Source organism: Streptomyces glaucescens (assembly GCF_000761215.1).
Lineage (GTDB): Bacteria > Actinomycetota > Actinomycetes > Streptomycetales > Streptomycetaceae > Streptomyces > Streptomyces glaucescens_B.
The window spans coordinates 982,487-997,104 of the sequence record NZ_CP009438.1 but is presented as its reverse complement, the minus strand read 5'-3'; the positions used below and the strand labels follow the sequence as shown (position 1 = coordinate 997,104).

13 protein-coding genes are annotated in these 14,618 nt (G+C 73.0%); 5 read left to right on the top strand and 8 right to left on the bottom strand.

Features of this window, described 5'->3' with window-relative positions:
• Window positions 1-162: 162 nt before the first annotated feature.
• A complete protein-coding gene (locus tag SGLAU_RS04290) occupies window positions 163-1,455 on the bottom strand; it encodes an SWF or SNF family helicase (RefSeq protein ID WP_043498518.1) in 1,293 nt (430 codons plus the stop codon).
• Window positions 1,452-4,151 (bottom strand): DEAD/DEAH box helicase, encoded by a 2,700-nt coding sequence (locus SGLAU_RS04285; protein WP_412556261.1) that lies wholly within the window; start codon window positions 4,149-4,151, stop codon window positions 1,452-1,454. Before SGLAU_RS04285 ends, SGLAU_RS04290 begins: the two co-directional genes overlap by 4 nt.
• A gap of 396 nt (window positions 4,152-4,547) precedes the next feature.
• On the opposite strand from SGLAU_RS04285, the gene SGLAU_RS04280 reads away from it, so the two are divergent.
• Window positions 4,548-4,730: a hypothetical protein gene (locus tag SGLAU_RS04280; RefSeq protein WP_043498512.1), complete on the top strand. Its 183-nt coding sequence runs from the start codon at window positions 4,548-4,550 to the stop codon at window positions 4,728-4,730.
• A 189-nt stretch (window positions 4,731-4,919) separates the two neighbouring features.
• Here the strand turns inward: SGLAU_RS04280 and SGLAU_RS04275 are convergent, their stop codons facing one another.
• Both SGLAU_RS04275 and SGLAU_RS04270 read right to left on the bottom strand, forming a co-directional pair.
• Window positions 4,920-5,732 (bottom strand): hypothetical protein, encoded by an 813-nt coding sequence (locus tag SGLAU_RS04275; protein ID WP_043498511.1) that lies wholly within the window; start codon window positions 5,730-5,732, stop codon window positions 4,920-4,922.
• Window positions 5,733-5,869: 137 nt separating this feature from the next.
• Window positions 5,870-6,166, bottom strand: a complete 297-nt coding sequence (locus SGLAU_RS04270; protein WP_043498508.1) for a hypothetical protein — start codon at window positions 6,164-6,166, stop codon at window positions 5,870-5,872.
• A 102-nt stretch (window positions 6,167-6,268) separates the two neighbouring features.
• On the opposite strand from SGLAU_RS04270, the gene SGLAU_RS04265 reads away from it, so the two are divergent.
• The gene (locus tag SGLAU_RS04265; protein WP_043498505.1) at window positions 6,269-7,165 is read left to right on the top strand and encodes an oxygenase MpaB family protein; all 897 of its coding nucleotides are present in this window, start codon (window positions 6,269-6,271) and stop codon (window positions 7,163-7,165) included.
• Here the strand turns inward: SGLAU_RS04265 and SGLAU_RS04260 are convergent.
• On the bottom strand, window positions 7,151-7,675 hold the full coding sequence (locus SGLAU_RS04260; RefSeq protein ID WP_043498504.1) for a PadR family transcriptional regulator: 525 nt from the start codon (window positions 7,673-7,675) through the stop codon (window positions 7,151-7,153). The genes SGLAU_RS04265 and SGLAU_RS04260 overlap by 15 nt on opposite strands.
• 170 nt (window positions 7,676-7,845) lie before the next feature.
• Here SGLAU_RS04260 and SGLAU_RS04255 point away from each other — a divergent pair, with 170 nt between their 5' ends.
• Window positions 7,846-8,601 carry an alpha/beta fold hydrolase gene (locus SGLAU_RS04255; RefSeq protein WP_043498503.1) on the top strand — a complete coding sequence of 252 codons (756 nt, stop codon included), beginning with the start codon at window positions 7,846-7,848 and terminating at the stop codon, window positions 8,599-8,601.
• Between the two features lie 22 nt (window positions 8,602-8,623).
• Here the strand turns inward: SGLAU_RS04255 and SGLAU_RS04250 are convergent, their stop codons facing one another.
• Complete coding sequence (locus SGLAU_RS04250; protein WP_043498501.1) at window positions 8,624-9,223, bottom strand: class I SAM-dependent methyltransferase; 600 nt, start codon at window positions 9,221-9,223, stop codon at window positions 8,624-8,626.
• Between the two features lie 401 nt (window positions 9,224-9,624).
• On the opposite strand from SGLAU_RS04250, the gene SGLAU_RS04245 reads away from it, so the two are divergent.
• Both SGLAU_RS04245 and SGLAU_RS04240 read left to right on the top strand, forming a co-directional pair.
• A complete protein-coding gene (locus SGLAU_RS04245) occupies window positions 9,625-10,038 on the top strand; it encodes a roadblock/LC7 domain-containing protein (RefSeq protein WP_043498499.1) in 414 nt (137 codons plus the stop codon).
• Window positions 10,039-10,163: 125 nt separating this feature from the next.
• Entirely contained in the window at window positions 10,164-11,084 is a 921-nt protein-coding gene (locus SGLAU_RS04240) for a DUF6397 family protein (protein WP_043498497.1), read from the top strand.
• A gap of 21 nt (window positions 11,085-11,105) precedes the next feature.
• Here SGLAU_RS04240 and SGLAU_RS04235 read toward each other — a convergent pair whose 3' ends face one another.
• Both SGLAU_RS04235 and SGLAU_RS04230 read right to left on the bottom strand, forming a co-directional pair.
• The gene (locus SGLAU_RS04235) at window positions 11,106-11,972 is read right to left on the bottom strand and encodes an acyl-CoA thioesterase (RefSeq protein ID WP_043498495.1); all 867 of its coding nucleotides are present in this window, start codon (window positions 11,970-11,972) and stop codon (window positions 11,106-11,108) included.
• Window positions 11,973-11,991: 19 nt separating this feature from the next.
• Window positions 11,992-14,505, bottom strand: coding sequence for a DEAD/DEAH box helicase (locus tag SGLAU_RS04230; RefSeq protein ID WP_043498493.1), 2,514 nt, complete (start codon window positions 14,503-14,505; stop codon window positions 11,992-11,994).
• Between the last annotated feature and the right edge of the window lie 113 nt (window positions 14,506-14,618).

Here is a 14,618-nt window from a genome sequence, read left to right as displayed (position 1 = left end):
CCGCCCCGCGGCCCGCCGCCGTACTTCCGCCGCCACCCGGACCCACACCACGGGCGCGGGCCGTACCGGAGTGTCCTCTGCCGCGGTGGGCCCAGCGCCGCTGTCGGGGCCGGTCCCCCTGTCGGGGCCCGTGCCGCCGCCCGCGAGGACACGGCGGGCCGGTCAGCGGGACCCGTCCTCCGCCCGGGCCCGCGCCGAGGCCAGAGCGGTCGCCGGATCCTGCGCCGGGCCGCCGGCCGGGATCCAGCGGCCGCCCTCCTTGCGGTACGGCCACCAGCGGCCGTCGCGGTCCAGGCGCAGCTGGCTCGGTGCACCGACGACGGTCCAGCGGTTGCCCCGCGCCCGCAGCGACGGCCGGTCGTCCTCCTCCCAGGCCGCTTCCAGGGCCGCACGCGCGCGTGCGAGCGCGTCACCCTCGACCGCCCACTCGTCCTCGAACACCGACAGGGCGGTCGCCCCGCCCTGCTCCCAGGCCCGGGCCGCGGCCAAGAGCTCCTCCCGGCCGCGCCCCGAGCCGTCGGCCAGCCGCTCCAGCACCGCCCGCTGAGGTTCTCCGGAGGCCAGCCGGACCGCGTCCTGAGCGACCGACAGCTCCGGCTGCCAGGCCGCCTCCCCGCCCCTCAGCGCGTCGGCCAGCATGCGGTGTGCCGCCGCGGCGGTCCGGGCGGCCAGGAACTCCAGGGCCGCCGGGTCGATCCCCGGCGCGGGTGCGGCCTCGGTGTCCAGCGACGGCGGCAGTCCGGGCTCCCCGGGCAGTTCGGGCAGCGCGGGCAGCGGCGGCAGGATGTCGCCGGCGGCGTACGCCTCCGCCGCGTCCACCCCGGCCGCTTCCGGCAGCTCCCGGGCCGGCGTCCCCGTGGCCGCCGGCCCGGTCGCCCGTGCGGTACCGCGCGCCTGGAGGTCGTCGACGAGCTCCCGTTCGCCGCGCCCCCGCAACAGCAGCAGGACGAAAGGATCCTCGTCCAGGAGCTGTGCCATCCGGTAGCACAGCGCGGCCGTGTGCCCGCAGTGGTCCCAGCCGTCGCAGCCGCACTCCGGACGCAGATCTCCCAGACCCGGAAGCAGTTCGATGCCCGCCAGCGCCGCGTCCTCGACCAGATGCGGCGGCATCTCCCGGTCGAGCAGCGCCGCGACATGGCCCGCCCGTTCGACGGCCAGCTCCAGGAAGCGGTCCCACTGCTCGGCGGACAGCCGCTCCAGCAGGACGTCGGCCCGGTACGCGGTGCCGTCACGGTCCTTGACGACGGCGGTGATGCGGCCCGGCCGCACCGACACCGCGCCCACGGCTCCCGCGCGCGCCAGCCGCCGCCCCGTCTTGACCTGCTCACCGTCCAGCGCCCCGTCCTCCAGCGCCTTCAGCCAGGCCTGACCCCACCAGGTGCGGGCGAAACCCCGTCCCCGCGCGGGCGGCAGCGCGGCGAAGGTGCGCTCGGTGTCGTCGTGGTCCGAATTCATCGGGTGCTCCCTCGCAGTTCCACCAGGTCGGCCAGCTCGGCGTCCGTCAGCTCCGTGAGCGCGGTCTCGCCGGTGCCGAGCACCGCGTCGGCCAGCTCACGCTTTCGGTTCAGCAGGCCGGCGATGCGGTCCTCGATCGTGCCCTCCGCGATCAGGCGGTGCACCTGCACGGGCCGGGTCTGTCCGATGCGGTACGCGCGGTCGGTGGCCTGTGCCTCCACGGCGGGGTTCCACCAGCGGTCGTAGTGCACGACGTGCTCCGCGCGCGTGAGGTTCAGCCCCGTGCCAGCCGCCTTCAGCGACAGCAGGAAGACCGGCACCTCCCCGTCCTGGAAGCGCCGCACCATCGCCTCCCGCTCCGGGACGGGCGTCCCGCCGTGCAGGAACAGCGAGGGCACGCCCCGCGCGGCCAGGTGCCGCTCGATCAACCGCGCCATCGCCACGTACTGGGTGAAGACCAGGACGCCCGCGTCCTCGGCGAGGATGGTGCCGAGCAGTTCGTCCAGCAGCTCCAGCTTGCCGGAGCGTCCGGCGATCCTCGGACGCTCCTCCTTGAGGTACTGCGCCGGGTGGTTGCAGATCTGCTTCAGGGCGGTCAGCAGTTTCACGATCAGCCCGCGCCGGGCCATGTCGTCGGCGCCCGCGATCTCCGCGAGCGTCTCGCGCACCACGGCCTCGTACAGCCCCGTCTGCTCCGGTGTCAGTGACACCGCGCGGTCCGTCTCCGTCTTCGGCGGCAGTTCCGGCGCGATCCCGGGGTCGGACTTGCGGCGGCGCAACAGGAAGGGGCGCACCAGCCGGGACAGCCGTTCCGCGGCGGCCGGGTCGCGGCCGCTCTCCACCGCCTGCGCGTAGCGCGCGCGGAACGTGCCCAGGCGGCCCAGCAGCCCCGGGGTGGTCCAGTCGAGGATGGCCCACAGCTCGGAGAGGTTGTTCTCCACCGGGGTGCCGGTGAGCGCCACGCGCGCGCGTGCGCCGATGGTGCGCAGGGCCCGCGCGGTCGCCGAGTACGGGTTCTTCACGTGCTGGGCCTCGTCGGCCACCACCAGACCCCACGGCACCCGAGCCAGCCGGCGCGTGTCCAGGCGCATGGTGCCGTAGGTGGTGAGCACGAACTCGCCATCGGCCAGGTCGTCCAGGTCGCGCCGCGCGCCGTGGAAGCGGCGCACGGGTGTGCCCGGGGCGAACTTCTCGATCTCACGCTGCCAGTTGCCCATCAGCGACGTGGGGCAGACGACGAGCGTGGGACCGGCCGCCGCGGGGTCGGTCTGCCGGTGCAGATGCAGGGAGATCAGCGTGATGGTCTTGCCGAGGCCCATGTCGTCGGCGAGACAGCAGCCGAGGCCGAGGGAGGTCGTCCGGGCCAGCCAGCTCAGACCGCGGCGCTGGTAGTCGCGCAACTCGGCGGCGAGGGCGGCGGGCTGGGGGACCGGCTCCTGGCCCTCGGGGTCGGCGAGCCGTTCGCGCAAGCCCGCCAGCCAGCCCGTGGCCCGCACCTCCACCCGCTGCCCGTCGATCTCCGCGGAGCCCGTCAGCGCCGCGCCCAGCGCGTCGATCGGCGTCACCTTGCGGTCCTGCCGGTCGCGGGCCCGGCGCGCCTCCCGGGGGTCGACGAGCACCCATTGGTCGCGCAGCCGGACGACCGGGCGGTTCGCCTCGGCGAGGCGGTCGAGTTCCTCCCGGGTCAGCCGTTGCTCGCCGAGCGCGAACGACCAGTCGAACGCGAGCAGCGCGTCGGCGGACAGGAACGACGGCGTGTCCGAGGAGAGCCTGCCGGCGCCCGGCTCGTCGTCGGGCGGACCGACCACCGCGCGGGCGGTCAGGTCACGGGCCAGCTCTCTCGGCCAGTGCACGTCGACCCCGGCCGCCGCGAGGGCCGCGGCCCCTTCGCCGAGGAGTTCGGTGACCTCCTCGTCCACCAGGTCCACGAAGTCCGGCACGGCGGCCGAGAGCAGCGGACCGAGCGGCGGCCACGCACGGGCCGCGCGGCGCAGCGCCACGAGGGCGTCCATCCGCGCGCGCGGGCCGAAGGCACGGCCCGAGGCCCCCGCGGCCCAGACGTCCGCCGCGTCCGCGACGAGGGAGGGGTCGTTCACCACGTGCACCTGCGGCACCGCGCGGAAGGCGGGCGTGGCCCGTTCCGCGGTGTCGGCCAGCCCGGTCACCTCGATCCGCAGCGAGATCCGCACGCCCGCGTCATGGCCGGCGGCGATGTCCGCGGCCCACGCGCGCTGCTCGGGCAGATGCCGTGGCTCCGGTCCCGCGTACGCCGGACCGCCGGTGACGAGCGGCGCGGCGGGGGAGCGGGGCAGTGTGTCGGCGACGGCGTCCAGGAAGGCCCTCAGCAGCCGCTCCGGGTCGGGCAGTCGCGGCGGCTCCGCATCGTCCACCGGCACGGCGTGCGCCTCGGGCGGCATCGAGGCGGCGAGCCGGCGCACCTGCTCGATCTCCTCGGCGCGCAGCGGACCGGAGCGCCAGGCGTCGTGGTCCCTCGCGGACAGGCCGGGCAGCAGCAGGCCCCGCGCGGTGAAAGACAGGGCGAGAAGGGCCGCCGCACCCCAGAACACCGCCGCCCGGTCGCCCTGCCCGGTGACACGCGTGTGTGTGAGGACGGGCAGGGCCCCGCGCAGCGGAAGGACGACGGCGGGCACGGCGGCTTGCTCCACGCCGCCGTCGTCGTCGCGCAGGACGACCATGAGGTCCGTGACGGCGCCCGCGGTGACGGCCGGCGGGGCATCGCCGTCCGGCCGCCAGAAGGCGACGCGACCGGTGCGGGGCGGGTCACCGGGCAGGAACACCGCGTGGCAGCGGGTGAGTTCGCGGATCTCGGAGGTGGTTTCCAGGGAAGTCCTCTGCACAGCGCGTCGTGCTCCTCAAATTTGACTACCTGGGTGGAGCCGCCGAGGGTACAGCACGACACCGATCGACCTCGCATGGCAGAGTTGTGATGTGAGTCACCATGCAGGGAGAGTTCGGCAAGCCCTAAGGGACGGATGTCAGGGATGTCTCAGGGGCGCCCCTCGGAACCGCCCCCGACGCGGGGCCGTTCTTCCGGGCAGAGAGCGGCACCGGCCGCGAAGGAGGCGACTCATATGTCGAAGAACGCGAAGATCGCCGCGGGCGGTGTGGCGGCAGGTCTTCTGCTGCTGATCTGGCTGCCCTGGTGGGCGGCACTGCTGATCGTGCTGGGCGTTCCCGCCGCCGCGTACCTCGCCCTGGATCCCGCACAGCGGCGCCGCCTGCGCCGCGCCACCCGCAAGGAACTGGGACGCTAGCCCCCGGCCCCCGGCCTCCCCCGCGCCTCGCGGCGCTCGGGCCGGCACACCGCGCGGCGGCCTCGGACCCGGTCCGCCGCGCGACGGTCCCGCGGCCCGGCCCAGCCTGCTTCGACCGGGCCCGGCCCCTTCGGCCTGGTCCTGCCCGGCCAGACCCGCCCCGGTCCGGGCCGATCCCGCCCGACCCGCTCAGCTCGGACGGACGGCCATCCTGTCCAGCGCCTCGAGCAGTCCCGGCAGCTCCGGTCCACGCCCCACCGGCAGGATCTCCCCGGGCATCTCGTCGAGCAGCACGAACGCGATGTCGTCGGTCCTGGCCACCAGGGACCAGCCCGGACCGTCGGCACGCAGCGTCCGCGCGTCGCCCGGTGCGAAGGACGACCGCACCCGGCCCAGGGGCGGCGGCGTGGCCACGTACGCGCGTGCCTCGGCGAGCACCCGCCGTACCCCGCCGTGCCCGGCCCCCTGCCCGCCCTCACCGGCGCCGCCGGGGGCGGTGAACTCGGAGTCGTCGAGCTGCTCCCGCCACTGCGCCCACTGGAGGGCTATCTCGTCGGCCCCGAGGCGCCGCTGGGCGGGACCCCAGACGCTGGTGTCGGGCGGGGTCAGCGGCGGACCGCCGGCCGTGTCGGCGCCGGGGTCGTGCGGCGCGGGCAGGCCGGGCGCCGCCACCGCGAGCGCGAGCGGCCACCCGGGCAGCGCGGTGACCACGCTGCGCTCGTCCGGCGACAGGTCGTACTCCATCCCGCAGTCCCAGGAAGCGATGGCGACAGCCACCAGGGACACGTCGTCGGTGACCACGGTCCACCGCGCGCCCTCACCGTCCTGGCCCAGCACCAGGCCGTACCCGTCGGCCAGCGGCGCCAGGCCGAGCGCCGCGCAGGCCTCCGGATAGTCGTCGCCCAGCACACTCGGGAACTTCGCGGGCGTCAGCAGCACCGCCGTGAGCACGTACAGCGCATCGTCCGCGGCGGCGACGGCGTCCTCGTCAGTCCCGGCCATCACAGCCTCCCCAGGGGTTCGTCCAACGGCGCGCACCCTAATGCGAGCGGGAGCCGCTTGTCACGACTCCCTCGACCGCGCGGAACTGCGGTGATCCTCGTGGGACGGGACGAATCGGCCACTTCGGGGTCGCGGGATCAGGCCGCCGGCAGCCCCAGGAGGTCCCTGGCGACGGTCTGGGGCGACTCGCCGCGCTCCCGCGCGAGCGCGATCACCGCGCGGCAGGCCAGTTCGTTGACCCCGAAGGAGAGCGCCTCCGGCGACACCCAGCCCGCCGCCTCGTCGCTGCGCTCCTGGTCGTTCTCCGCGCAGGCCGACACGTACACGGCCGCCGCCTCGAAGAGATTGTGCGTACGGGTGTCGCGGCCTGCCCCGCGCTCCTCCCGCGCGGCACCCTGAAGCTTCCCCCATGCCTGGCGTACCTTGCCGAACATGCCGGCCACCTTCCCCCTGCGAGGTCGTTCGTCACTGCCCGATTCAAACGCTGCCTCCCAACGTAGAGTTGGAGCCTCGGCGGCAGAAGGGGGAGGGGCGCGGTGAAGCGTTTCGCGCGGCTGGAGCAGATCCGGCGGATGGACCCGCACGCGGAGGCGACGGCCATCCTCCGGCTCACCTCGGCCTACGAGTTCCCCTGGGACTACACCCGGGCCCTGGAACTGGCGCTGTACCGCACCTACGCCGTGCCGAGCATCGGCCGGCTGCTCGCCGAGACCGCCGAACTGACGGACCGCACGCAGAAGCGGTACGACGACACCTCCCTGCTGCTCGACGCCGTCGTGGAGCACGGTTTCGACAGCACACCCGGCCGTACGGCGGTGCGCCGCGTCAACCAGATGCACCGTGCCTACGACATCGCCAACGACGACATGCGGTACGTGCTGTGCACCTTCGTCGTGATGCCCCGACGATGGATCGACGCCTACGCCTGGCGCAGGCTGTCGCAGCACGAGATCACCGCCTTCACGGTGCACTACGGCACCCTGGGGCGGCGCATGGGCATCAAGGACGTCCCGGAGACCTACGAGGACTTCGAGACCTGCCTCGACGACTACGAGGCCGCCCACTTCGGCTGGGACGAGGGGGGACGCCGGGTCTCGGACGCCACGCTCGACCTGATGGCCTCCTGGTACCCGCGTCCCCTCGCGCCCGTCCTGCGGACGGGCGTCCTGGCCCTGCTCGACGACCCGCTGCTGCGGGCCTTCCGCTACCCGGTGCCCAGCGCCGGCACGCGCGCGCTGGTGCGCCGCGCGGTGCGGCTGCGGGGCCGGGCCGTCCGGCTGCTGCCGCCGCGGAGGTCTCCCCACTTCGCCCGGCAGAACCGGGAGATCAAGGGCTACCCCGACGGGTACCGGCTGGCCGACCTGGGCACCTGGCCGGTGCCTGGGGTGCGCGGCTGCCCGGTGCCGCACTCCGGAGGGTCAGCCCCCGAGTGACGTCAGCGTGGCGCGCAGCCAGCCGAGTTCGGCCCGGGAGGTGGCGCGCGCGATGGTGAGGAGGCCCTGCCGGAACGGATCGTCCAGGTCTTCCGCCGCGAGCGGCCGGTCACCGTCGTAGAAGAAGCTCGCCGGCTCTTCCAGGAAGGCCAGCCTCCGTCGCAGTACAGCCGCCTGGGCGCCGGCGTCGTCCAGGTGGCGCAGGAAGGCGAGCACCGTGAACCAGCGGTTCTCGTCCGTGATGTCGCGTTGCGCGGGCTCCGCGAGCCGACGGCGCAGGTCTCGCCGGCCCTCGTCGGTCAGGGAGAGCACATGCCGCGGGGCGGCCACCGTCCCCGGTTCGGTGGTGCGGGTCAGGAGGCCGCCCCGCTCCAGGCGCTTGATCGCGGGATACAGCGTGCTCTCCGCGACCGGCCGCACGTGCCCCGTCAGAGCCGTGATGCGCTTGCGCAGCTCGTAGCCGTGCAGCGGTGATTCGTAGAGGAATCCGAGGATGGCGAGCTCCAGCATGCCCGCATTCTCGCGCAGTCCCGCGCGCTCGCTGTACCTCCGCTCCCCAATACCTCCGTGTTCGAGTACATCGGAAGTCGGATACCACGCTTACTCAATACATCGTGGTCGATGTATTGTGCTCTGTGGTGCCGACGGCACGCGGTGGGCCACAGCGAGGGGGAGGCGCCATGAGGCAGGCGGTGTTCGACGATGAGGGCAGCCGCATCCGGTGGACGGAGGTGCCGGGCGCGGAACCCGCGCGGGTGTACGTGCACGGTCTCGGGGCCGCCTCGGCCGCCTACCACGCCCACATCGCCGCCCGGCCCGAGCTCGCGGGCCGGCGCAGCCTCTTCGTCGACCTGCCCGGACACGGCATCAGCGACCGGCCCGCCAGCTTCGGTTACAGCCTGGAAGAGCACGCCGACGCGCTCGCGACCGCTCTGGACGCCGCGGACGTGAGCGGCGCCGAACTGATCGCGCACAGCATGGGCGGCGCCGTCGCCCTGGTCCTGGCCCACCGGCGGCCCGCCCTGGTCTCGCGGCTGGTGCTCACGGAGGCCAACCTCGACCCCTTCCCGCCGCCCACCGCGGGAAGCAGCGGGATCGCCTCCTATGAGGAGGACGAATTCGCCGACGGCGGGTACGCGCGGGTGCTGGAGAACGTGGGTCCCGTGTGGGCGGCGACCATGCGCCTGGCCGATCCGCGCGCGCTGTACCGCAGCGCCGTCGGACTGCGGCGCGGATCGCAGCCGATGATGCGCACCCTGCTCGAGGAACTGCCCGTCGAGCGTGTCTACCTTCAGGGTGAACTGAGCGGTGAACTCGACGGCCGACAGGCCCTGGAGGCGGCCGGGGTGCGCGTGCTGACCGTGCCCGGCGCCGGGCACAACGTGATGTTCGACAACCCGGGCGCCTTCGCGGCGGCGGTCGCCGGGACGGTGTGACGGCCCGGCCCCTCCGGACGGCTCACTCCGCGCGTACGGCGAGCACCAGGAACCTGGCGTCCTCGTCGACGTACGACGTCATGCGCCAGCCCGAGGCGGCGAGCAGCGGGCGCAGGCGGGACTCCGCGCGCAGGTCGTCCGGGGTGATCCGCCGCCCGTGCCGGGCCGCCAGCGCGGCGCGCCCGATCGGGTGGAACAGGGCGAGCGAGCCGCCCGGGCGCACCACGCGCGCGAGCTCTCGCAGACCGGCGGCCGGCTCGGGCAGGTGCGAGATCAGGCCCGCCCCGAAAACCGCGTCCAACACCCCTGTCCGCAAGGGGAGCGCGGTCACGTCGGTCAGCAGCAGCCGCCCGTGCCGGTCCCGGCCGGCCCGTACGGCGGCCTCCAGCATCGCCGGAGTCAGATCGGCGCCCAGCACCAGCCCCGACGGGCCCACGGCCGCGCGCAGCGGCGGCAGGGCGCGCCCGGTGCCGCAGCCCGCGTCGAGGACGCGGTCGCCATGGCGCAGCCCCAGTTCGGCCACCGCGGCCGCGTAGGCCGGGCCGTCGTCGGGGAAGCGGCTGTCCCAGTCGGCGGCGCGGGCGGTGAAGAACTCCTGGACGTGGGCACGGTCGTCACTCATGCTCCGCATGATCCCGCACCGGGACGCATGGCGTCCTTGTGCGCACGCTCGAACGTGAGCGATCGTTCAGGTGCATCCGTGCGTCGGATTCCGGCAGCATTCGATCCGTGCGGCCGTGTCCGGAATCGACGCATGGGACGGCAGAACGCGACCGAGGCCAGCCGGCGCATCGCGCGGTCCGAGGCGCCGGTCCTGTGCGACAGCGAGCCGGACGGCCGGCAGCTCTCCTGTGCGGGTGCCGGACGGGACCAACTCCCCGCCACCGCGCGTCGGTCATCTTCCGGGCCATGCCTCCCACCCTCCTTGCCGCCGCGCCGGTCCTGGGGAAGGCTGACGGAGAGATCCGGCTGACGGAGAGATCCCCTCGGCCAGGGGGAGACATCACACGGGGAGAATCGAACATGGCACAGAACCAGGGACTCGGCTGGCTGCTCGACGACTTGACCGAACGCGTCGAAGATGTGCGCCACGCGCTGGTGCTGTCCAACGACGGACTGGTGACCGGCGCGAGCACGGGCCTGCGGCGCGAGGACGCGGAGCACCTGGCCGCCGTCGCGTCGGGCTTGCACAGTCTGGCCAAGGGGTCGGGCCGGCACTTCGGCGCGGGGAACGTCCGCCAGACCATGGTGGAGTTCGACGACGCGGTGCTCTTCGTCACCGCGGCGGGCAGCGGCAGCTGTCTGTGCGTGCTCAGCGGCGCCGAGGCCGACATCGGGCAGATCGGCTACGAGATGACGCTGCTCGTCAACCGGGTCGGCGAGCATCTCGGCGTGGATGCCCGCCGCCCGGACCGAGCCCCATCCGCCGACCTCTGACCTGTGCGTTCTTCCTCCCCCGCGGAGTTATCCACAGGCTCGGCACGCTGTCGGCCGGACCGGTTACGTTGGTGTCACCGCGAACGCACACAGCGTGAACACACGACTCCACGGGGGAGACCGACATGTCAGGTGACACCATCACGGCACGGAACCGCCTCGCCTGGGCGCCGGGCCGGGCCGCCCGCGAACTCGGCTTCAAGCGCAGCGAGTTCGACCTCGCGGTGCAGCTCGGGCACATCCACACGGTGCCCGACGAAGGGGGCGGGGGCCGCCGCGTGCCCCGCGGTGAAGTCGACCGGCTGCGCGAGACGGAGGGCTTCCCCGATGCGTTCCGCGACCGTCTGCGGACGGTGGGGACCCGGGACGCCGCCGCCGTCATGGGCGTGACCCCGATGAGGTTCACCCGGCTCGCGCGCCTGGGCCTGGTGGTCCCCGTGCGTTTCTACGTGAACCGCTACCGCGCGGTCGTCTGGCTCTATCTCGCCGACGAGGTACGGCAGTTCGCCGGCGACGAGAAGAACACCCCGTTGCTGAGGGGACGCGCGCCCGAGGTCCTGCGGGACCAGTTGGCCACCGGACTCGACCTACGGGCCCGGAACTGGCGAGGCCGCCATCTCGGATTCCTGCTGCGGCACGCCGACGGCCCGTGGGAGAAGGCCGGCGCCCTCGCCGCGCTGCTGGATCCGGTCCGGATCGCGGAGCTGGTCGACGATCCCTGCGAACTGGCGCATCTGAACCGGTTCCGGCCCGACCCGCCCGTCCAGGGCGCCCCGGGCTCACCGGCGGCCCAGCTGGCCGAGCGGATCATGACGGCGGAGGACGCGGACGAGATCGGCCGGCTGCGCGCCGATCTCACCCGGGCCCTGGAAGAGGCCCGTGCGCACGGGCCCGCCCCACGTCCGTCGCCCGGGCCCGCGCTGCGCCGGGTGCCCGGCCCGGCGCAGCCCGCCCCGCGCCCCCACCGTCCCGAGGCCGGGCCACCAGGACAGGTACCGGAACGGCAGCACGGTCTGCTCGGCTGGCTGCGGCGCAGAAGCCGCTGAACGTCCCCGGACCTCCCGGGACTACAGCGCGCGGAACAGCCCTTCCTGGACGACGGACACCAGCAGGCGTCCCTCCAGGTCGTAGATCCGCCCACGGGCCAGGCCCCGGCCGCCGGTCGCGATCGGCGACTCCTGGTCGTACAGGAACCACTCGTCGGCGCGGAACGGCCGGTGGAACCACATCGCGTGGTCCAGCGAGGCCATGTCGAAGCCCCGCGGCCCCCACAGCGGCTCGACCGGGATGCGCACCGCGTCCAGCAGGGTCATGTCACTGGCGTACGTCAGCGCGCAGGTGTGCACCAGCGGGTCGTCACCGAGGGGCCCGACCGCCCGCATCCACACCGCGCTGCGCGGCTCGGCGCCCTCGATCTCCTCGGGTGTCCAGCGCAACCGGTCCACGTAGCGGATGTCGAAGGGCTGACGGCGCGCCATCCGCTCCAGCTGCTCGGGCAGCGCGCCCAGGTGCTCGCGGATCTCGTCGGCGACCGTCGGCAGGGACTCCGGGTCCGGCACCTTGCGTGCCGGCGGCAGCTGGTGCTCGAAGCTCCCTTCCTCAGGCTTGTGAAAGGAGGCGGTCAGATTGAAGATCGTGCGGCCCTGCTGTACGGCCGTGACCCGGCGGGTCGTGAACGACCGCCCGTCGCGGACCCGTTCGACCTGGTACACGATCGGCACGCCCGGCCGGCCCGGGCGCAGGAAGTACGCGTGCAACGAGTGCACCGGGCGGTCGCCCTCCGTGGTGCGTCCGGCGGCCACCAGGGCCTGGCCGGCCACCTGGCCGCCGAAGACCCGCTGGAGGGATTCGTCGGGGCTGCGGCCACGGAAGATGTTGACCTCGATCTGCTCCAGGTCGAGCAGGTCGACGAGTCTCTCGGCCGGGTTCGTCATGGGTGCCTTTCTCCTGTGCTCACAGCTGGCCGACGTCGGTGACACGGACCACGGCGCGGCCCTCCGCGTCGGAGGCGGCGAGGTCGACTTCCGCGCTGATGCCCCAGTCGTGGTCGCCGTTCGGGTCGTCGAAGATCTGACGGACGCGCCACAGAGCGTTCTGCGGCTCCTCCTCGATGATCAGCAGCTTGGGACCGCGGGCGTCCGGGCCGGTGCCCAGCTCCTCGTACTCGTCCCAGTACTTGTCCATCGCCTCGCCCCAGGCCTCGGCGTCCCAGCCCGACTCGGCGTCCAGTTCGCCCAGCTCGTCGACCTGGTCGAGGGCTGCCAGCTCGACCCGGCGGAACAGCGCGTTGCGCACCAGGACCCGGAAGGCCCGCGCGTTGGTGGTGACCGGCTTGACCTGGTCGGCCTTCTCCTGGGCCTCCTCGGCGGTCATCTCCTCCGGGTTGGCCAGTTGCTCCCATTCGTCGAGCAGGCTGGAGTCGACCTGGCGGACCATCTCGCCCAGCCACTCGATCAGATCCTGCAGGTCCTCGGACTTCAGGTCGTCGGGCACGGTGTGGTCGAGCGCCTTGTAGGCGCCGGCCAGGTACCGCAGCACGATGCCCTCGGTGCGGGCCAGCTCGTAGTGGGACACCAGCTCCGTGAAGGACATCGCCCGCTCGTACATGTCGCGGATGACCGACTTGGGCGACAGCGGGTGGTCACCGACCCAGGGGTGGCTCTTGCGGTACGTGTTGTACGCGTGGGAGAGCAGCTCCTCCAGGGGCTTCGGGTAGGTGATGTCCTGGAGGCGCTCCATCCGTTCCTCGTACTCGACACCGTCCGCCTTCATCGCGGCCACCGCCTCGCCGCGCGCCTTGTTCTGCTGGGCGGCGAGGATCTGCCGCGGGTCGTCCAGCGTGGACTCCACCACGGACACCATGTCCAGAGCGTAGGACGGCGACTCCGGGTCCAGCAGTTCGAACGCGGCGAGCGCGAAGGTCGACAGCGGCTGGTTGAGCGCGAAGTCCTGCTGGAGGTCGACGGTGAGCCGCACGATCCGGCCCTCGGCGTCCGGCTTGTCCAGCTTCTCGACGATGCCGCCGTCCAGCAGGGAACGGTAGATGGCGATCGCCCGGCGGATGTGCCGCAGCTGCTGCTTGCGCGGCTCGTGGTTGTCCTCCAGCAGATGCCGCATCGCCTCGAAGGCGTTCCCGGGACGCGCGATCACCGACAGCAGCATGGTGTGCGTCACCCTGAACCGGGACGTCAGCGGCTCCGGCTCGGACGCGATCAGCTTCTCGAAGGTGTCCTCCGACCACGCCACGAATCCCTCGGGCGCCTTCTTGCGGACCACCTTGCGGCGCTTCTTCGGGTCGTCGCCCGCCTTGGCGAGCGCCTTCTCGTTCTCGATGACGTGCTCGGGCGCCTGGGCCACGACGAAGCCCGCCGTGTCGAAGCCGGCCCGCCCGGCACGGCCCGCGATCTGGTGGAACTCCCGAGCGCGCAGCGTCCGCACCCGGCTGCCGTCGTACTTGGTCAGCGCCGTGAACAGCACGGTGCGGATGGGCACGTTGACGCCGACGCCGAGCGTGTCCGTGCCGCAGATGACCTTCAGCAGACCGGCCTGGGCCAGTTTCTCCACCAGACGCCGGTACTTGGGCAGCATGCCGGCGTGGTGCACACCGATGCCGTGGCGCACGTAACGGGAGAGGTTGCGGCCGAACTTGGTGGTGAAACGGAAGTTGCCGATCAGCTCGGCGATCCGCTCCTTCTCCTCCTTCGAGCACATGTTGATGCTCATCAGCGCCTGCGCCCGCTCCACCGCCTGCGCCTGGGTGAAGTGCACGATGTAGACCGGCGCCTGCTGGGTCTGCAGCAGCTCCGTCAGCGTCTCGGTGAGCGGCGTGCGCCGGTACGCGTAGGAGAGCGGGACGGGGCGGGTCGCCGAGCGGACCACCGCGGTCGGGCGGCCGGTGCGCCGGGTGAGGTCCTTCTCGAACATCGAGACGTCACCGAGAGTGGCCGACATCAGGATGAACTGCGCCTGCGGCAGCTCCAGGATCGGGATCTGCCAGGCCCAGCCGCGGTCCGGCTCGGCGTAGAAGTGGAACTCGTCCATGACGACCTGGCCGACATCCGCGTGCTTGCCGTCGCGCAGCGCGATGGAGGCGAGCACCTCGGCGGTGCAGCAGATGACCGGGGCGTCGGCGTTGACGGACGCGTCACCGGTCAGCATGCCGACGTTCTCGGTGCCGAAGATCTTGCACAGCTCGAAGAACTTCTCCGAGACCAGCGCCTTGATCGGGGCCGTGTAGAAGGTGACCTCGTCCCGGGCGAGCGCCGCGAAGTGGGCACCGGCGGCGATCATGCTCTTGCCGGAACCGGTGGGCGTCGACACGATGACGTTCGCGCCCGAGACCACCTCGATCAGCGCCTCCTCCTGGTGGGGATAGAGGGTGAGACCGCGGTCCTGAGCCCACGACTCGAAGGCTTCGTACAGGGCGTCGGGGTCGGCGGTCGGCGGCAGCTGATCGATGAGGGTCACGCCCCCATCTTGCCTGGCCTCGCACCCGATGCGGGAATCGGATACCCGCCCGAAGATCATGAACGCTACGCTGTGTCGCCGACGTGGCGTCAGCGCGCGCGGCCGACTGGACA